Genomic DNA, 17,636 nt, shown 5'->3' on the forward strand with positions numbered 1-17,636 from the left:
CGGATAGGAGCGGACTACAGCGTCTCGGTGACAAAGGCCGGGCCGCCGGACCAGATCAGGCGGTACATCGCGCCCGGGACGACCGACTGGACGACATTGGGCCACAGCGCCGCAATGCAGGTGCCGCCATCATGGCGGACGGACGGGTAGATGATGCCGTTGTGTCCCTCGGCGCGGGCGCGCGCGGCGAGCGCGTTTCCGGCCGGATAGCCTGCCGCCGGGTCAGGCGCGAGCGCGGGATGGCCCGGGTCCGTGCGCAGGTCAACGAAGACCCCCGACATGCTCGCGATCATCTCGCCATATTCGACGATGGCGTCGAAGTCGCCGGCATCGGCAAGCGCGCGGGTGAGGTGGAAACCAACCTCGGCAAGGCAGGTGGCGACATCGAGCGCTGCGTACCAAGCGCCGCGTTCTGCCGGATTGAAGCGGGAGGGCTGGCGCGGCTTGGCATAGGCAAAGCTGGCGTTGATGAACCGGGCATGCGGGACCCCGTGCACCAGCTCGTCAGCGGCCAGCCCAGCTAGACCCCGCTCTTCGGCGATCAGCCGGCTGCTCGTCGCTCCCTCGATCTCGGCGAGCAGCGCTTCTTCGTCCGCAGTGTCGGCAAGCGGGGCAAGCACGGCCGCGCGCAGCCTCGCGCTCGAGACGAGACGGACGGTGCGTTCGAAAGCTTCTCGGGCAAGCGGGAAATCTCCCGCCGGATCAGAGCCCGCCACGCAGCGCGTCGATATACTGCCGGGTTTCGAGCATGCGCGGGATACCGCCTTCGATCATGGCCCGGATGGGGGTGCGCTTGCCAAATACCGGCGCGCGGTTCTCCAGCTGCGGCCAGCGATCGGCGAGATCATTGGCGAAGAGCAGGTGGAGCCCCTTGAAGATCCCGATCAGCGCCGATGCCCGGGTGAGCTGGTCCTGGCTGAGCACGCCTTCCCAGCGTCCCGCCTTCATCCGGTCCCAGGTGCTGTCGGACACGCCGAGCAGCGCGGCCCCCTCGGCATTGCTGGTGGTCCAGGCCTCGGTCAGGCGGAGCACCGCCTTGACCGCCGCGCCGGTGAGGCGACGCCGGTCCACGTCCCCGGCGAAAGTCTGGAGCCCCTGCGGGGCCTCTGCATAGTGGACAGCGGCAAGTGCCAAATCGCATCTCCTGACGCGCACATAAGCATCACATGACGAAAATGTCAAGACGTTGCCAACCCGTGATCGGCTCATAGCGCGGGTCCGCGCTTGCGACCGAAGCTCCAGTCGATGCCGCCGCGTGCGTTGATCCGGCCACTGACCGCCTCGCCCAGATGGTGGTCGAGGTCCTGGCGCCATGGCACCAGCTGGAAGCCGCGCCCCTCCTCGATCACCGCGAACCGACCCGAGGCGAGCGCGACGCGCTCGCGATAGATGCCCGCGACGGTCCCGCCTTCTGCTGCCGGTCGGGCCTCGGTTCCGAGCCGTCCGGCGATCGCCTGTGTGGCCTGCGCGATCTCGTCGGCGCGCAGGCGCTCGAGCAGATTGCGGCCGAACACCACCCTTTGGCCCTGCCGGGTGGCCAGGCCCTGCTCCACCAGCCATTCGGTGCGTCCGCGCATCGCGCCTTCAATTTCTGCGCCAAAGCCGACACTCTGCACCGCGTGCGAGGAAGACAGCATCCGGCGGTCCAGCCAGGTTGCCCCGCGGGCCCCGATCTGCTGCTCGAGCGGAAGGTCGGAGCGGACCAGCAGACCCGCCTGGGCGCGTCCGTTCCGGTCGGTCCAGCGGCTGAGCGCGACAATCGCGCCGGGCGCCGCATCGCCGGTGCGTTCGATGTCGGGGAAGCGCAGATAATGCGCGCGTCCATCCGTCGCATCAAGGATGGCATAGGCCTCGCCGGTGAGCTCGTCGTGAAGACCGCGGGCGATGAGCCGGCCCTCGATGGCGGTATCCGCAAGCGCCCCGGCTTGCAGCGGGTCCATTACCAGACGCTCGGGAGCGAGGACGCGATCCTGCCCCGCCATGGCACGGTCGATGGTCTTGATGATGTCACCGCGCTCGCCGAGTTCGCGCAAGGTCGGCTCGAGGCGCGGCAAGAGGCGCCACATCGCCGGACCGGCCCGTTCGGCGAGCCCCATCCGTTCGAGCATTTCAGCGCGGGCGATGAGGAAGCGCCGTTCGCGCGCATTCCCTGCTGCTGTATCGGGCCGCAGATCCAGCAGGCCTTCGGGCCCGCCAGCGCGCTGCAGCTGCCGGTCCAGCCCGGTCCACCGTTCAGCGCCGATCTCGCGGCGCAATGCGGCAGCGATGTCGCGCTCGCTGCGCGGCCCGAGCTCAAGCGTGACGCGCTCCTGCGCGCGGTCCCGCAGACCCTGGGTGATGTAGCCGCGATCGATTACCAGGTCGCTTCCGTCATCGGCAACGCCGCGCACGAGGATGTGGACATGGGGATTGGCCGTGTTCCAGTGATCGATCGCGACCCAGTCGAGGGTGGTGCCGCAGTCGCGCGCCATGTCGTCCATCAGCTCGCGGGTTAAGGTCCTGATATCGGAGAGCTCCGCGGCGTCCTCGGGCGAGACCATGAAGCGGAAATGGTGCCGGTCACTCTCGCAGCGCGCTGCGAAGCGCTCGGTGTCGGCGCGCTCGCCGCGCGCATCGAACATCGTGCCATCGCTGCCGTCGCGGGTCACGCCGTCGCGTTCGAGATAGGCGATGTGCCGCGCCAGCGGGGCCGAGCGAAAGCGGGTGCCGCGATGGCGGACGATGCGGGCCTTGACGATCACCCGGCGGCTGAAGCGCGCTTGCCCCCGGCTCAGTGCCGCGCGCCCGCCGCGGCCCAGAGGGCTGGTCCCGCGCCGCGCACCGGGCAGGCCGGCAGTTCGCAGACGACCGCCGCGCCGGGCAATCTGCTGGACGCGTCCGACGAGGCTTGTGGCCTTGTTGTAGCCTTGACCGCCCCGATCGCCGACGCGTCCGGGTCGAATCGTGAATTCGTCGTCGGCCACGGGTCAGCAGCGCTGCCGCCAGCGCATATTCCGCTGAATTTTCTGTGCATTTTCACAGAAGCGCTGGCGGCGGGTTGCCGGAGACGGCGCAATTTTGTCAACAAATCCAGCCACCTGCACCCCGCGCGGCGGCGGTGCTTTTATCTTGCCATCCCCCTCTCGTTGCTTGCTCACCCGTTTCCAGCCTCCCGGTGCTTTGCCCAAAGGGCAGGGGGAAAGGGCATGCATCGGCCAAGGCGTCACTCGTCCCTCCTGGCGGTCACGGGGGCGAACAGATCATGGCGGGGCAGGGCAGGCCGGGCAAAGGGGTTCGCCGGAGCCGCGGCGTCGCCATCGCTGTCACCCTGCCGCTCGTGTCCCGCGCGCGGCGGCGCGCTGTTGGCGGGCTGCATTGCTGCTGCAACCGGGACGCTGTCCCGCTGCAGCAGCGCGGCAAGCGAAGCGACATAACGGCGGGTTTCGAGCGGAAGGGGACGCCCTTTGTCGCGCCATTCCTCGTAGCGTCCGGGCCCCGCGTTATAGGCAGCGAGGAAGCCCGCCGCGCCATAGCGGTCGTACATTTCGCGCAGGTAGGATGTGCCCGCCATGATGTTGTCGCGCGGATCGAAGGGGTCGCGGCCGAGCGCGAAGCGCGCGCGCTGCCGGGCCCAGGTCCCGGGCATCAGCTGCATCAGACCCATGGCGCCCGCGGACGAGACCGCGCGCGTGCGGCCTGCGCTTTCGACACGGATGACCGCATAGATCCAGGCTTCCGGAAGGGCAAAGCGCTGCGCAGCTTCGCGCACGTGCGCGGCGATGGCGATGCGCGCAGATGCCCGAACTTCGCCGACCAGCTGCGCGCGGGCCGTGCCGGACCATCCAACGGCCAGAGCGCAGCCGCGCGCGATCGCGAGGCGAAGCGAGGGCACGGCGTCAGTCCTTTGCTTCGCGGCGCGCACTGCGCGACCACATCAGCACATGCGTGCGCTGGTCGGACTGGAACAGGTTGGCGCGCAGCGGCTGCCCGAGCGCCGGATCGTCGATCAGCACAGCGACATAGGCGCCCGCCTTGTCGCCCGTGCGTTTCCAGCCTGCCCCCACTTCGAAGCTGTCCTCGCCTTCGCCGGCCAGAACGCGGTAGTCGGGCGCATTCCCGGCATCGCCCGCTTCAGCCGTAACAAGGGTCAGGGCGCGGTCGATGGTCAATGTCTGCAAACGCCCCGCAAAGCCGTCGCGGGTGGCGGTGAAGGTGCCGATACAGGTCATGGTTTTGACTCCTCTTGGTTGATGGCTGGTGGAAGGAATGTCGGGCGCGCGAACCAGACGTGCACGCCGTCACCGGCTTCATCGGTCCAGACCGGGCTCGCGCGGCCGATCAGCTGCGCACGGGCTATGGGTCCGAAATAGCGCCCGTCGAAACTGCCGGGCGCGCGCCGGCTCATGACGAAGAGCTCATCGGCCGCGATGCGGTGGCAGCCCTGCCATGCGGGCAGTGGACGCCCGCGGCTGTCGCGCGCGCGCGCCTTTCCTGCCGGCTTGTCGTTGATGGTGACCAGAAGGCCCGTGCGGCAGACCCTGTCGCCAGTGAGCGCGGCAACCTCCTTGAGCAGGGGCACTCCGCCCGGCAGATAGCCGCGCGCCGCGAGGATCTGGCGCAGGCGCGGCGGCGGATCGATGGCGACCCGCTCGCCGACATGCAGCCCCGCTGTCCCGCGAATGTGATAGAGGCCGGTCGGCACGCTCGCCGTCGCGTTCCAGACCAGCACGCGCGACATGGGCAGCGCGGCGCTGAGCAGGGCGGCTGCGGCGACGGTGCCAGCGATGAGGATCGTGCGCCGCTTCATGATGACAGCCGCCTGCGCAGACACCAGGCCCTGTGCCGGTGCCGGTCATAGGGGCGCGGGGGCATGCCGACCGACAGCCGGTTGTGCATGTGCCGCCAGTGATCAGGCGCAATGTCGCACGGGTCGAAACCGGCCTGTTCGATCGCGTCGATCAGGCTGAAGACGGCGCGCACCTTCGGCCAGCTGCGGACCGACAGCAGGATCTCGCCGCCCGGATCGACTCTCGGCAGCGTGCTGTACGCCTCGCCGGGACCCACCGCGCGCATGATTGCGAAGAGCGACCGCCGGGTGCCAAAATCATTGGAAGCCCAGCGCACGAGGGCGAACACCTGACCCGGCGCATAGCTCTCGATACGGGTGCGGCGATCAATGATGCGCTCGGCGACCGGCTTGCCGAACCGCAGCCAGTCCTCGCGAATACCCCCGCGCCAGACAAGCGTGACGTGGGTCAGCGGCGGATCACCGTCACTGGCGCACCGCGGCGTCGCCGGCGGCGTCCGCATTGCGGCTGCCGACAGGCTCGCTGGCGTTAGCAGGAATCCGGAGGATTCCGGGTTAGGATGGTTAAGCGGCCACAAAGCGCAGCGATTCTCACGACTTGCGGGCGATTCCGGTTCCCGATGGACCGAAGTTCCGGTTCCTGATGGACCGAGCGAACGGGTTCCCGATAGACCGAACATCACACCGACTTCTCCACAGGGCGCATGCCGATCCGGCGCATGGCGGCCGTGAAGGGATCGACCGGGATCGCCACGAAATTGAGCCTCTCGCGGCCGAGCGGGCGATCCAGGGCCAGCGTGTAGCCGGGCAGCGATTGCCGCCGGACGATATCGCGGATCTCGAAAGCGAAGCGCTTGCACGGCGAGAGCGATCCGGATTTCAGCCAGAGGTGCTCGATATCGAAGCTCCATCCGTTCTTCTGGCGTCCGCCATGCTTGCGCACGATGCGGTAGAGCCAGCGCTCGAGACCGCCGGTCAGCCGGAAATAGGCCGGGTCGATGGTCAGCACGAGCGCGCGGTCGAGCACGCCTTCGTAGAACCAGTCGGGGATGATCATCTCGATCCCGGTCGCGCGGCCCCTGCCATCGATGCGTTCGCGCCACTCGTTGATCCACGAGAAGCGATGCCGCCGCCGCGCGCTCGCCTGACGGATCGAGGTGGCGATGCTGGTCGATTGCAGCCGGTCAAGCGCGGCCTTCAGCCGTTCGTAACCCACCTTGCCGGTGCCGCGGCGGGTGAAGCGCATGATCTCGTGCGGCGTGGCGGCGATCAGCCGCGAGGTCGGGCGCCCGGCGTCGCGCGCCTCGACGATCTGGCTGGCAATCCAGATCAGCACATCGGCGTCCCAGATGGTGGCCATGCCGTGTTCGGCGGTGGCTTCGACGAGGATCGCGACCTCGCCCATGCGGAAGTCGATGGGCTTGACGCGCTTGCGCTTGGCCAAGCTGAAGAAGGGCCAGGCCATCAGGTCCTGTGCGTCGCGCGCGGCGATTGCGCCGCCGGCACCGACGAACAGATCCAGCTGCAAGGAGGCTTGATCGAAGGCGGCGCGGCGCTGCATCGGCCTTGCCCCTCAGCGCCGGACCGGGGCGGTGTAGCCGTCGATCCGTTTGGCCGGGTGGACCACGCCCTTGCCCGGATCGCTGGTCGACCGGCGCAGGCCCTGCGCGGCCCAGCTGTCGAGGTCCTCGACCTGGTAAACGATCCGCCCGCCAAGCTTGTGATAGGCCGGACCGGTGCCATAGCAGCGGTGCTTTTCCAGCGTGCGCGGCGAGAGCCCGAGATGCACCGCTGCATCGGGCGTGCGCAGATAGCGCGGGCGGATCGGAGCGGGAACGGCGGTCATGGACAATCTCCGCAAGCTGGTGATGACGGCGGCGCGGGACCGCTTGCTGCGGAGAGGGATGGCGGATTGCTCGGGGGCGGGGGGAGCGACAGAATTGCCGTCAGCTTTTGTCGCCCGTCCGGGAGTGCAAGCGATGATGGCGCAGCCCTTCGCGCGGCTTGCGTTCGCACAGAAAGCCCCGCCCGGCATGGCCGGGCGGGGCACGATCGGCGGCCTTATTCGCCGGTGGCCTTGCGGGCGCGGGTCCACACCAGGCTGTAGGTCTCGCCGTCATCCTCGGCGAAGAGGTTGGCGTAGATCGGGCCCGGGAAGCTCGGATCGTCGAGCTTGACTGAGAGGTAGTCGCGGCCTTCCTGGCTCTGCTTGCTCCAGGCAGCGCCGATCTCGGCGCGGCCGGCGAAGACCCGGTGCGAGGGCGCGTTCTCGCTTGCCTGCTCGGTTTCGGCGGTGATGCGCACATTCTTCTGCTGCACGCTCATGGTGACGATCTCGCCCTTGAAGCCGGTGGTGGTGCGGGTGAAGTTGCCGATATTGGCCATTGTACTGTTCCTTGTCCTTTCGAGCCTGCGCCCATCGCAGCCTCGATGGCCCTGTGCAGGCGGCTGTGTGCGGACGGCGCATCCCGACAGGGACCGCAGCGAAGCGGAGGACGGCAGCGGCGGCGGCTATTTTGCCTCGCGATGCAAAGAGCGCGCCAGCGATCGGCGGAAAATAGCCGCTGCCGCGCCGTTGCGCCGAGGGCCGCGCAAGGGCGAAGCCCGTTCGCCGCCAGACAGGCCATGGAAGAGGCAGCCGGTGGGGCAGGAACGGGGGGACAGCGAACTTTGGCCAACTGTCAGGCAGCATCCGCATCGGCAGGCGCACGGGGCGCGTCCAGACCATGCCTCGCGTGCAAAGCAGGCTGGGCCGAACCGCGAAAGGGGGGGCAGCCCAGGGATGCGTTGGTTGCCGGTCGATCCGGTCGCGCGGGGCGGTGCGGCAAGGTTCACTTGCGAGCGAGGAAGCCCCGCACTGTGTGCCCGTATCAGCCCGCGTCGCGGGACGGGCGGGGGGCAAAGCCCCGCCCATCGCAAGGCAGCGCTGCAGGCTCAGGCAGCCAGCGCCGCGCCCTGCGGACTATCGGGAGAGGCGGGCTGGGCCTCGTCTGCCGGAGCGTCATCATGCGTCGCTGTATCACTGGCGAGCGCTTCGTTCTTTTCAGTCTCCGCCTGCTCGTCCGTGATCATCCATTGCGCCCGCCGCGCGGCCGCGACCATTGGCACGCCGTCCCGCCCGGTATAGGCCGACGGCGGGAAGGCCATCCAGCGCGGCACCCAGCGCACGCATTTTGGCCGGTCATTTGCGCCGGTCAGATGATCGGCAATCAGGCCCTTGAGGGTCGCGCCCTTCTCGCCCGCATTGGCGCTGGCAACCGCCGCCCCGCCGGTTTCGGCGAGGATGGCGAGCATCACCTCCCTGTCACGCAGCAGGCCGAGGAAGGCTTCGTCGGCCTGCCAGTGGTCGGCCATGTCAATGCCGCAATGCTCGCCCAGATATTCGACAGCCTCGCTGCCGATGGCGAGCGTCTCGGCCATGACCAGCACCAGCACCTGCATGACCTCGGCATCGGACAGCGCGATCAGGCGGTGTAGCACCGGCACCAGATCGGAGCCGTAACGGTCCTGACACAGGCCCACCCGCGCCTCGTCCATCCCGAGCAGGCGAAGCACCGCGCGGCGCTGCTCTGCCAATGCACGGGTTGCAGGCGCAGCCGCAAGGCTGGCCGCGATAGCCGCATTGCGGCTTGCGGTATCGGCGGGGCGCACGCTCCACAGCGGCGATCCGGCGATCGCATGCGCGACCATCACCCGCAATGCCAGCGCGGGCGTGCTGGCAAGCTGCGCGCCTACCGCCGCTTGGCGGTGCAAGTCTGCATAGCTTGCCAGCGTCGCGGTCATTTCGGGCCGCGCGGGCTTGGCGCTTTCGTCCTCACCGCGCGCGCGGCGCGCGGCTGCCTCGACCTCGCGCCGTGATATGTAGCCTTCATGGAACACCACCTCGCCGTCGCGGCGCAGCTGGATATAGACCTTCCCGCCCTTGCGCTTGCCCGCGCACTCATATTCCCAGCTGGCGAAATGGCCCGTGACAGGCACGATCACTACATCGGCCCAGCCTGCCGCAAGGTATTCGGCCTTGCGCGCTTCGACCGCCGCCTGCTGCGCGGCCCAGAAGGCATCGGCATCGGCAAACCAGCCTTCCTCGCCGAACAGGTCGGTGACGATCTGGCCCGCATAGGTTTCCAGGTCGAACAGCGCGACCGAAGTCGCAATCGACGCGCCGCCGAACAGCCATGCCTTCAACTGGCTGCCGCGCGGTGCATGGGCTTCGGCATCCTCGAACAGCGCCAGCCATGCTGTCTGCTGCGCCTTGCTGGCCAGGGTCAGATGGCGCACGGTCGCGGCATCGATCGCTTCGCTGCGATAGGCCTCGCGGATGCGGGGCAGGAGATTGCCTAGCGCGAGGATGCGCTTCACCTTCAATTCGGTGAGCGCAAAGGTCGCGGCGATATCCGCGATGCTGCGCCCTTCCCTTGCGAGGCGGGTGAAGCTTTCCCATTGGGTGACCTCGTCGGGGTCCTCGCGCAGCAGGTTCTCGATCATCGAGATTTCCAGCGCCTCGGCGTCGTCGTCCGCGCCGACGACGATGCAGGGCAGGCTGCGCTCCTCGCCCGCCTCGCGCGCGGCTTCAAGGCTGGCGAAATAGCGACGCTTGCCCGCGAGGATCTCGAAATGGTCGGGGGCACCGCTCGGTCTGACAAACAGCGGCGCAAGCACGCCGCGCGCCTTCACCGAAGGCAGGATATCGCTGACATCGGGGACCTTGCGCCCACGCCGCATGTTAATGGCCGCAACCGACAGCTGGCCGAGCGGAATATGATCGATCTGCATGGGAATTCTCCTTCGAACGTCTCAGAAAAAGGGTGGCCCCGCGCCTGCCGTTCGCGGGACGGCGGGGACGCAGCAGGGCGGGGCCGGTTGCCGCGCGCGGGCAACTTGCGCGCGGGGTTCATCCGCCGTGTGGGGCTACGGCGGTGAACGGCTGCGCCCCGATCCGCGCGCGCGCGCCAAATCAGCAGCGGCGCGGACCAGATGGTGGGGGCGTTCGGTGATGTGGCCCTGCGCGCGCGCGGCGGCGGCATAGACTGAGAGCGGATGGCGCGCGGCGAAGTTCAGGTCGCGCGCGAGACGCAAGCCGAGCGGCAAGCGGACCGCCGCGATTTCGGCCCAGCTGACGCAGCCCAGTTCCGGACAGCCGAAGCCGAGATCGGCGAGGCCGAACAGCGTGTCGCCGTCGCCATCGCATTCGGAAATCAGCCAGGTCGCCGCGCCGAGCGGATTGAAGAGTTTGACGACCGGCACATGGTCGCCCCGGTTTGCGCCATTGGCCAGCAAGCGCTGGCGCAGGGTCAAGGTCAGCAATTCCATGACGTGGGCCTCCTTCAGAACATCTCGAGCTGGTTGCGGGCGTTGGTATCGAACAGCCCGTGATCGGCAGGGCGCTGGCGCTTTGTTGCGACCAGTGGTGCGGCGGCGAGGACGGCGAGCCGGTCGCCGAGCGTGACCGGCACCACGCCGGGCACCAGCGTCTGCAGCCCGGCCTCGGTCGCCTCGACCGCGAAACCCTCGCCATCGCTGGCAGGTTCGGGCGCGGCGCTCATGCTGCCTGCTCCTGCCCGATGGTCTGGAACTGCAGCAGGAACTCGGCGGCCTTGCTCGCCTGACTGGCAGCGCGAAAGATCGCGCGATTATCGGCGCGCAGCACCGCCAGCCAGCTGCCAAGGTAGTCGGCATGGCGCACGGTCGGCTCGACGCCAAGCGCGGCGCACAGGAAGGCAGCGGCCAGTTCGGCGACCAGTTCCTCGCGCGCATAGGCGGCCGATCCGAACCGCCCGGTCTGGTCGCGGCCCAGCCGCGCGCCGTGACCGGTCCAGTGGCCGAGCTCGTGGAGCGCGGTCCGGTAGTAGTCGATCTGGTGATGGAATGCGGGTTGGGGGGGAACCTGCACATAATCGCCGCAAGGCGAATAGAAGGCCTCGGCCCCGCCGATCCGGAAATCCGCGCCCGTGGCCGCGATCAGCGCCTCGGCGTTGTCATGCAATTCGCGCGCGGGCAGCGGCATGGGCGCGGTGACCATCCCTTCGGGCAGGCCCTCGCACTGCGCGACATTGAACACGGTGAAGCGCTTGAGAAAGGCAATCGCGCGCGCCTCCTCGCCGCGCTCGCCGCTGTCGCTGCCCTCGCGTTCCGCCTTCGGCACAAAGCGGTCGGCATAGAACACGGTCCGCCCGCGCTCGCCCTTGCGCACCGCGCCGCCTGCGGCCAGCGCCTGCCGGAAGGTCAACCAGTCCTGCGAGGGATAGCCGCCCTCGATTACCGCGCCCCACAGGATCAGGACATTGATCCCAGAATAGGCCCGTCCCGTCACGGCATTGCGCGGCAGTCCGGGCGCGGCAGCCGCCTTGCTCCACGGCCTGACCCACGGGAACACGCCTTCCTCAAGCTGCGCGATAATGCTTGCGGTCACCGCGTCATAGAGCGACCCGCGCGCGTCCTGCGCGCCAGCGGCGCCGCGCGCCGCCCTCCCATGCCTGCCACCCGCACTGCCCTTGCCATTCCCACGCGCCATCATCCGTCTCCCGCACTGCCCAAATCCCCACAAACCGGCCCTCGGAAGGGGCGGGGTGGGCGGTGACAGCGACCAGGAGGGTGCGGGCCGGGACAGCCGCATCCGCATGCCGCCAATGGCTGGATCGGCAGCCCATGCATCGAGGACCGCAATGCAAATGGAGGACCCGGTCCTCGCAGAGGCCGGGTTGCGGCTGGCCGGACCGTGCCCAGACGGGCGCGCCGCTCATCCCGCCGCTTCCGCGGGCCGCCACTGGCAACGCCGGCGCGCATGCGCGCCGTCCGCAGCCCCCACATTGCGTAATGCGAGGCGAGCGACCAGCGAGCTGCGCCAGCAAACAACGCGCACTCCGACCGCAGGCAGGCAACGCATCATGACCGGGATCGGACGCTCCGGCGGGACCCTGTCGCCGGGCAGGCCGGGCCCTCGCTCATTCCGGCCGGAGGCGGCGTGCGCGCGGGGCCCGAAACAGGCAACGCCGCGCCCTCAGGAGCAGGGACGAAGGACCTGCGGGACAGAGCGCGTCTTCAAGCCCCGCTCCGCAAACCCCGCTCCGTTACCACTCTCCCCTTTTCATCGCCTTTTGCCGCTCGGCCTCGCGCTCACTGGTACTGGCAGGGGGCGCGAAGTCGGGCATCGGCGGCAGATCGCCGCGCTGTTGGTAGGTTGCGATGATTGTTCCCTTTGCACTTGCGCGATACGCGACCAATTCGAGCAGGCTAGGCACTGACCCTTCGCCGAACAGGCGCTTTCCCTTGCCCAGCACCACCGGGAAAATCATCAGCGTCAGCTGGTCAATCATCCCCGCCGCGAGCAGTGGCGGATATAGCGTGCTCGAGCCCTGTATGACGAGATCGGGACCGTCCTGCCGTTTGAGCGCGGCCACGTCCGCGATTCCGCCGAGCCGAATGCTGTTGTCCCAACCGAGCGGCGCATCCCCGCGCGTCAGAACGTATTTATTGGCCGCAGTGAAGGCTTCTCCCATCACCGCGGCCTCGCCTTCGACGTAGGGCCAGTAGGCGGCGAAAATGTCGTAGGTGCGCCGGCCCAGCAGCAGGTCGTAATCGTGCCCGAACAGGCGATCGACTTCCTCGCCCGCAGCGTCGTCCCACAGGCGAAACACCCATCCGCCCGCTTCGAAGCCGCCGGTGGTGTCCTCGCCCACGCCGCCCGGGCCCTGGATCACGCCATCAAGCGAGATGAAGGCGGCGCCGCGGATCTTGCGCATCACTACTCTCCCGCGCGCGCTGCATCGATGGCAGCGATGTCGATCCTGGTCATCTCCATCATCGCGGCAAACGCGCGTGCTGCCTCGCCGCCACCGGCAGCCAATGCCTCAGTGAGAGTGCGCGGGGTGATCTGCCAATTGAGGCCCCAGCGGTCCTTGCACCAACCGCAGGCGCTCGGCGCGCCGCCATTGGCAATGATGGCGTTCCAGTAGCGGTCGGTTTCGTCCTGATCTTCGGTCATCACCTGAAAGCTGAATGCCTCGGTGTGCGGAAAGGCAGGCCCTCCATTGAGCCCGAGGCAGGGCACGCCCAACACGGTAAACTGAACCGTCAGGACATCGCCCGCCTTCCCGCCCGGATAGTCGTCCGGCGCGCGGTGGACTGCGCTGACGTGGCTGTCAGGAAAGATGCTGGCGTAAAAATGCGCCGCCGCCTCGGCCTCGGTGTCATACCACAGACAGATGGTGTTCTTGTGCATCGTGTCCTCCCTTATTGGCCGCGTTGGCCGACCAGCCCGAACAATGCGCCCTGCGGGTCGCGCGCCACGAGTGCGTATTCGCCGCCGGGAATCTCCGAAGGCTCCAGCACCAGCGATCCGCCACCGGCCCGCACCGCCTCTGCTCCGGCATCGATGTCAGCGACGCGGAAGTAGAAGACCCAGCCAGTGAACGGGAAAGCATCCGAACGTGGCATGACCGCGCCGACAGCATAATCACCATGCTGGAGGAAGCGATAGGCGCCCAGCTCACCCATCGGCATCTCGCCCTCCTGCCGCCAGCCAAGCAGGCCGGTGTAGAAGGCAATCTGACGGTCGGGATCGCCTGCCGACAATTCGTTCCAGGCACAGCTGCCGATGATGGGCGCATTCCTGGCAAAGGCGTTGCTGACATGGCCCGAGCGATCTTCAATGCAATAGAAGGGCACGCCTTCAGGATCGACCGCGAGCGCACAGGAGCCGACGCCAGCCACTTCGAACCCGTCCATCATGATCTGCCCGCCCGCGTCGCGCACAACGCTTTGTGCCACACCAATATCGTTAACCACGACGTAGCCGACCCATCCTGGCGCTGTGCCGCCCTGCTGCATCCCCGCGTCCAGCGTCAGCACCCCTCCCACAGGGCCCGCGTCGGCATGGATCATGCGGTAATCCCTGCCCATCGCCTCACTCTGACCGAACGACCAACCGAGAACCCGGCTATAAAACCCTTGGGCGGCATCGGGATTAGGGGTCATCAGCTCGTACCAGTTGAAGTCGCCGTGCTCCGGTGCTTGTTGCTGCTGATCCATGTGCCTTACTCCGGCAGATCGACCAGGGCGGCGAAACCCCCGTAGATCATGCGTTTGCCATCGAACGGCATCGGGTTCTTGGCCTGATCCATGCGCGGGTCATCGAAATCGTCGCTCATCATCCTGGCCATCGCGGCGTCTCGCGTGGATTTGTCGGGCCATTCGACCCAGCTGAACACCACCACTTCATCGGCGTGGGCATCGACCGCGCGGCGGAAGTCGGTGACCTTGCCATCGGGCACGTCGTCGCCCCAGCATTCAACCACGCGGGTCGCACCCATTTCGATGAACATGCTGTCCGCATTGCGAGCATGGTCGATGAAGGCCTGCCGGTTGGCGGCGGGCACGGGTATGACGAAACCATCGATATACATTGCTTGTCCTCCTCCTCGCGAGCCATCGCCTGCGACTCGTCCCTTGCCCAAGGTCAATCCAGAGGTTACTTTAGTCAACTATGAAGTTACTAAAAGAAACCATAAATGCGACCAGTGGTGTTTCTTCGGGTGCGAACCGACATGGTCGGTGGTATGACGATGCCTGCGGCACTGCCTTCGCACTGGAGATACTGGGAGAGCGCTGGGCGCTGCTGGTGGTGCGCGAGTTGATGCTCGGTTCGCGCCGCTTTTCGGACCTGCGCGCGGCCCTGCCCGGGATTTCAGCCAAGGTCCTGACCGAACGTCTGGCTGCGCTGGAAGCATCGGGTGTTGTGGCCCGCCAGCCCCTGCCGGAGCCTGCCAAGGGTCAATCCTATGGTCTGACGGCCTGGGGTGAGGCCGCCGAGCCGCTGATCCAGGAACTCGGCCGCTGGGCCGCCCAATCGACCGCACACAATCCACGTCTGCCGCTCTCGGCCGTGTCGCTGATGCTATCGCTACGAACCATGCTCAACCGGGATGCGTGCAGCAGAACAACCGCCAGGATCGGTTTTGCCATCGGTGACAACGAATTCATTGCCGAGCCTGCAGGAAACGAACTGCCGATCCGTCGCGCCTCCGTCGACGGGGCCGAAGCCGTCTTCTGTGCGGGTTCTGCAGATATCATCGCTGCCGGTATTTACGCAGGGGTGCCGTGGGAGGAACTGGAAGCAGACGGTGCGCTTTCCATCGTAGGTGATCGTGCGCTCGCCTTGCGCTTTGCGGAACTGTTTCATCTTCCGCCACCTCTGGCTTAAAGAGGGGGAGCCGGAGCGCATGACGCTTGAGCGGATCAGTGAACAGGCTGTGCTGGCAGACACGCTGGCGCGCCGCGCAAGGGAATCGGAACGGCCCCTTGTCGTTGCGATTGACGGGCGGAGTGGTTCCGGCAAATCGACGCTGGCAGCAGCGCTCGCAAGCACGCTTGACGCGGCCGTGATCGAAGGCGACGATTTCTACGCGGGCGGGACCGTGCTGCGGGCCGACAGCCCGGCCTCGCGCGCGGCGGTGTGCATCGACTGGAAAAGGCAAAGACCGGTCCTGCAAGCCCTGCGTGCCGGGCGGGAAGCGCAATGGCACCCTTTCGACTGGGATGCATTCGACGGTAGCCAGTGTGCTGCGGCAATCCGCCTAGGGCCGCGGGCGGTCATTATCCTCGAAGGCACATATTCCGCCCGCCCGGAGCTGGCAGATCTGGTCGATCTGCGGGTCTTTGTCACCGTTCCCGATGCCGAGCGTCATGCACGCCTCATGGCGCGCGAAGGCAATATCGGCCCGTGGGAGCGTCAGTGGCATGTGGCAGAAGATCATTACTTCAAAGCCGTCATGCCGCCTGACGGCTTTGATATCATCGTACCCGGGTGATGACAGGGGTTATGTCATCATGGCGGACGAACTGTTTCCGCGACCGGAACAGGGCGCGGACGAGCTGAAAACCGTGCTGGGCCGCCCGAACGCAGCGCGGCGCTCCAAGCGCCTGACCAATCCAGGAGCACCGACCGCTTTCACGGAAACAAGGCCAGAAGTGCCTTCGCCCTAACCGTCCTATGCGCCGAGCAGTGTTGTCACACGGCGTGCCGATTCAGGTGTCGCCGGATTATAGACCAGCATCCCGAGGTCGGGGCGCCCCTCCACGGCAAACACCGAGAACTCCAGTTCGATCAGCCCGTGTTCCGGATGCCGCAGGCGCTTCATGCCATCAGCATGAGATGCAACATCATTTTCGCGCCACAGGCTTTCGAATTCGGGGCTGATGCGGCTCAGTTCATCGACGAGGGCATTGATTTCCGCGCCCGCCCCGGCGCGGGCGGCGTCGGCCCGGAAGGCACCGACCACATATCTTGCGACATTCCACCAGTCATCCTGCGCTGCCCTCGTGACGGGATTTGTGAAGATCAGACGCAGGACATTGCGCTCCTCGCGCGGGAGTTTGCCGTAATCGGTGAGCAGCCGGGCCGCCGCTGCGTTCCATGCAATGACGTCCCAGGTGGCCGTCTTGATGATCGCCGGGCTGTTCGGCAGCGCATCAAGCACCCTTTGCAACCGCGGCGTGACTTGATCGGGCCGCGAATACTTGACCGCCGGCGGCCGTCCCAGTGCCAGCAGGAACAGGTGCTCGCGCTCGGGTGCAGTCAGCATCAGCCCGTTGGCGAGACGATCGAGCACATCGGCGGACGGCGCCCCGCCGCGCCCCTGTTCGAGCCAGGTGTACCAGGTCGGTGAGATATTGGCTCGCTGGGCCACTTCTTCACGGCGCAGGCCGGGCGTGCGCCGCCGACCGCCAAAGCCGAAGGACGCCGGATCCATTCTTGTGCGTCGGTCCCTGAGGAAAGCCCCGAGCGGAGTGGCTGTGCTGCTGTTTTCGGGCATCGGGATCCTGTCAGCAATTATAACATGATAACGTCACTACTTTAATAGGGTGCACTTTACGCCGAAGATGCCTTCGCAACCATCGTGAAAGGCTCCTGATGCGTATATTTCTTACAGGTGCGACCGGTTTCGTCGGCTCGCGCATCATTCCTGTGCTTCTGGCCGCAGGGCATGAGGTCCTGGGTCTGACGCGCTCCGAAAGCGGCAGGCATCAGCTTGAGTGGGCCGGTGCACGTCCGCACTTCGGCACCATTGAGGATGCCCGAAGCCTGCAAGAAGGTGCAGCGCAGGCTGACGCGGTCATTCACACGGCCTTCGACCATGATTTTGCCAACTATGCGGCCAACTGCGAGAAGGACCACCGCGTGATCTCCGCGCTTGGCGCTGCACTTGAGGGATCGGACCGGCCTCTCATAATCACCTCGGCAACCGTGCTTGGTGACCAGGGCGATGATGAGCCTGCGCTCGAGGCGGTGTTCAACGCAAACGCGCCCATTCCCCGGGTGGCGACCGAGAATGCTGCAAGGGCAGTTCTCGCTTCAGGCGTCGATGTGCGGATTATCCGGCTTCCCCAGGTGCATGATCCGCTCAGACAGGGTCTCATTACCTTCTACATCGACCACGCCCGCGCGTCAGGCTTCGCCGCTTACATCGGTGCGGGCGCGGACCGCTGGGCGGCGGCACATGTCACCGATGTCGCAAAGATGTTTGCAGCAGTGCTCGAGCGAGGCTCTTGCGGCGAGACCTATCATGCGGTGGGCGAGCCGGGCGTTCCTTTCCGGAACATCGCTGAAGCTGTGGCCGCCGGTCTCGACGTTCCGCTGGTATCCCTGTCACCCGAAGAGGCCGAAGACCATTTCGGCTGGCTGGCGATGTTCATTGGCCGCAATGGTGCAGCGTCAAACGGCTGGACGAAGGCCAGGCTGGGTTGGGCGCCGATGGGTCCGTGCCTGATAGCCGATCTGCAGGCCATGGATTACGGGCCCGCGCGGTCGGCAATCTGACGGACGCTGCAAGCGATGCTGCAATCCCTTTCGCTA

General features: G+C 66.9%; 23 protein-coding genes. 4 read left to right on the forward strand and 19 right to left on the reverse strand.

Annotated elements, in window-relative coordinates:
• Positions 1–14: 14 nt before the first annotated feature.
• The 18 genes from KVF90_RS04910 to KVF90_RS04995 all read right to left on the reverse strand — a co-directional run bounded on the left by KVF90_RS04910 (position 15) and on the right by KVF90_RS04995 (position 14,187).
• Entirely contained in the window at positions 15–716 is a 702-nt protein-coding gene (locus KVF90_RS04910) for an RES family NAD+ phosphorylase (protein WP_264393736.1), read from the reverse strand.
• Entirely contained in the window at positions 703–1,134 is a 432-nt protein-coding gene (locus KVF90_RS04915; protein WP_264393737.1) for an antitoxin Xre-like helix-turn-helix domain-containing protein, read from the reverse strand. Before KVF90_RS04915 ends, KVF90_RS04910 begins: the two co-directional genes overlap by 14 nt.
• 71 nt (positions 1,135–1,205) lie before the next feature.
• Positions 1,206–2,963 (reverse strand): relaxase/mobilization nuclease domain-containing protein, encoded by a 1,758-nt coding sequence (locus tag KVF90_RS04920; protein WP_264393738.1) that lies wholly within the window; start codon positions 2,961–2,963, stop codon positions 1,206–1,208.
• Between the two features lie 239 nt (positions 2,964–3,202).
• Positions 3,203–3,871, reverse strand: coding sequence for a lytic transglycosylase domain-containing protein (locus KVF90_RS04925; RefSeq protein ID WP_413677011.1), 669 nt, complete (start codon positions 3,869–3,871; stop codon positions 3,203–3,205).
• 4 nt (positions 3,872–3,875) lie between these two features.
• Positions 3,876–4,208 carry a DUF736 domain-containing protein gene (locus KVF90_RS04930; RefSeq protein WP_264393739.1) on the reverse strand — a complete coding sequence of 111 codons (333 nt, stop codon included), beginning with the start codon at positions 4,206–4,208 and terminating at the stop codon, positions 3,876–3,878.
• A complete protein-coding gene (locus KVF90_RS04935; RefSeq protein ID WP_264393740.1) occupies positions 4,205–4,786 on the reverse strand; it encodes a S26 family signal peptidase in 582 nt (193 codons plus the stop codon). The genes KVF90_RS04930 and KVF90_RS04935 overlap by 4 nt, the downstream gene beginning before the upstream one ends.
• Positions 4,783–5,289 carry a DUF2840 domain-containing protein gene (locus KVF90_RS04940; protein ID WP_264393741.1) on the reverse strand — a complete coding sequence of 169 codons (507 nt, stop codon included), beginning with the start codon at positions 5,287–5,289 and terminating at the stop codon, positions 4,783–4,785. Before KVF90_RS04940 ends, KVF90_RS04935 begins: the two co-directional genes overlap by 4 nt.
• A 176-nt stretch (positions 5,290–5,465) precedes the next feature.
• Positions 5,466–6,347, reverse strand: a complete 882-nt coding sequence (locus KVF90_RS04945; RefSeq protein WP_264393742.1) for a replication initiator protein A — start codon at positions 6,345–6,347, stop codon at positions 5,466–5,468.
• Positions 6,348–6,359: 12 nt separating this feature from the next.
• Positions 6,360–6,632, reverse strand: a complete 273-nt coding sequence (locus KVF90_RS04950) for a helix-turn-helix transcriptional regulator (protein ID WP_264393743.1) — start codon at positions 6,630–6,632, stop codon at positions 6,360–6,362.
• Between the two features lie 215 nt (positions 6,633–6,847).
• The gene (locus KVF90_RS04955; RefSeq protein ID WP_264393744.1) at positions 6,848–7,171 is read right to left on the reverse strand and encodes a DUF736 domain-containing protein; all 324 of its coding nucleotides are present in this window, start codon (positions 7,169–7,171) and stop codon (positions 6,848–6,850) included.
• Positions 7,172–7,720: 549 nt separating this feature from the next.
• Positions 7,721–9,559, reverse strand: coding sequence for a ParB/RepB/Spo0J family partition protein (locus tag KVF90_RS04960; RefSeq protein WP_264393745.1), 1,839 nt, complete (start codon positions 9,557–9,559; stop codon positions 7,721–7,723).
• A 135-nt stretch (positions 9,560–9,694) separates the two neighbouring features.
• Entirely contained in the window at positions 9,695–10,096 is a 402-nt protein-coding gene (locus tag KVF90_RS04965) for a DUF2958 domain-containing protein (RefSeq protein WP_264393746.1), read from the reverse strand.
• A 14-nt stretch (positions 10,097–10,110) separates the two neighbouring features.
• A complete protein-coding gene (locus tag KVF90_RS04970) occupies positions 10,111–10,329 on the reverse strand; it encodes a hypothetical protein (RefSeq protein ID WP_264393747.1) in 219 nt (72 codons plus the stop codon).
• The gene (locus KVF90_RS04975; protein ID WP_264393748.1) at positions 10,326–11,300 is read right to left on the reverse strand and encodes an ArdC family protein; all 975 of its coding nucleotides are present in this window, start codon (positions 11,298–11,300) and stop codon (positions 10,326–10,328) included. The genes KVF90_RS04970 and KVF90_RS04975 overlap by 4 nt, the downstream gene beginning before the upstream one ends.
• 553 nt (positions 11,301–11,853) lie before the next feature.
• Positions 11,854–12,525 carry a dihydrofolate reductase family protein gene (locus KVF90_RS04980; RefSeq protein ID WP_264393749.1) on the reverse strand — a complete coding sequence of 224 codons (672 nt, stop codon included), beginning with the start codon at positions 12,523–12,525 and terminating at the stop codon, positions 11,854–11,856.
• A 2-nt stretch (positions 12,526–12,527) separates the two neighbouring features.
• Positions 12,528–13,004 (reverse strand): VOC family protein, encoded by a 477-nt coding sequence (locus tag KVF90_RS04985; RefSeq protein WP_264393750.1) that lies wholly within the window; start codon positions 13,002–13,004, stop codon positions 12,528–12,530.
• Positions 13,005–13,015: 11 nt separating this feature from the next.
• Positions 13,016–13,813, reverse strand: a complete 798-nt coding sequence (locus tag KVF90_RS04990; protein WP_264393751.1) for a VOC family protein — start codon at positions 13,811–13,813, stop codon at positions 13,016–13,018.
• A gap of 5 nt (positions 13,814–13,818) precedes the next feature.
• A complete protein-coding gene (locus KVF90_RS04995; protein ID WP_264393752.1) occupies positions 13,819–14,187 on the reverse strand; it encodes a DUF1428 domain-containing protein in 369 nt (122 codons plus the stop codon).
• 80 nt (positions 14,188–14,267) lie between these two features.
• Here KVF90_RS04995 and KVF90_RS05000 point away from each other — a divergent pair, with 80 nt between their 5' ends.
• Genes KVF90_RS05000 through KVF90_RS05010 form a run of 3 tightly spaced genes read left to right on the forward strand, consistent with a single transcriptional unit; the run spans position 14,268 to position 15,766 of the window.
• Positions 14,268–14,984, forward strand: a complete 717-nt coding sequence (locus KVF90_RS05000; protein ID WP_264393753.1) for a winged helix-turn-helix transcriptional regulator — start codon at positions 14,268–14,270, stop codon at positions 14,982–14,984.
• Between the two features lie 19 nt (positions 14,985–15,003).
• The gene (locus tag KVF90_RS05005) at positions 15,004–15,591 is read left to right on the forward strand and encodes a uridine kinase (protein WP_264393754.1); all 588 of its coding nucleotides are present in this window, start codon (positions 15,004–15,006) and stop codon (positions 15,589–15,591) included.
• A gap of 19 nt (positions 15,592–15,610) precedes the next feature.
• A complete protein-coding gene (locus KVF90_RS05010) occupies positions 15,611–15,766 on the forward strand; it encodes a hypothetical protein (protein WP_264393755.1) in 156 nt (51 codons plus the stop codon).
• Positions 15,767–15,771: 5 nt separating this feature from the next.
• Here the strand turns inward: KVF90_RS05010 and KVF90_RS05015 are convergent, their stop codons facing one another.
• Positions 15,772–16,596: a helix-turn-helix transcriptional regulator gene (locus KVF90_RS05015; protein WP_264393756.1), complete on the reverse strand. Its 825-nt coding sequence runs from the start codon at positions 16,594–16,596 to the stop codon at positions 15,772–15,774.
• 98 nt (positions 16,597–16,694) lie between these two features.
• Here KVF90_RS05015 and KVF90_RS05020 point away from each other — a divergent pair, with 98 nt between their 5' ends.
• A complete protein-coding gene (locus KVF90_RS05020; protein WP_264393757.1) occupies positions 16,695–17,600 on the forward strand; it encodes an SDR family oxidoreductase in 906 nt (301 codons plus the stop codon).
• Positions 17,601–17,636: the final 36 nt, after the last annotated feature.

Origin of the sequence: Porphyrobacter sp. ULC335 (genome assembly GCF_025917005.1) — a bacterium.
Classification (GTDB): Bacteria; Pseudomonadota; Alphaproteobacteria; order Sphingomonadales; family Sphingomonadaceae; genus Erythrobacter.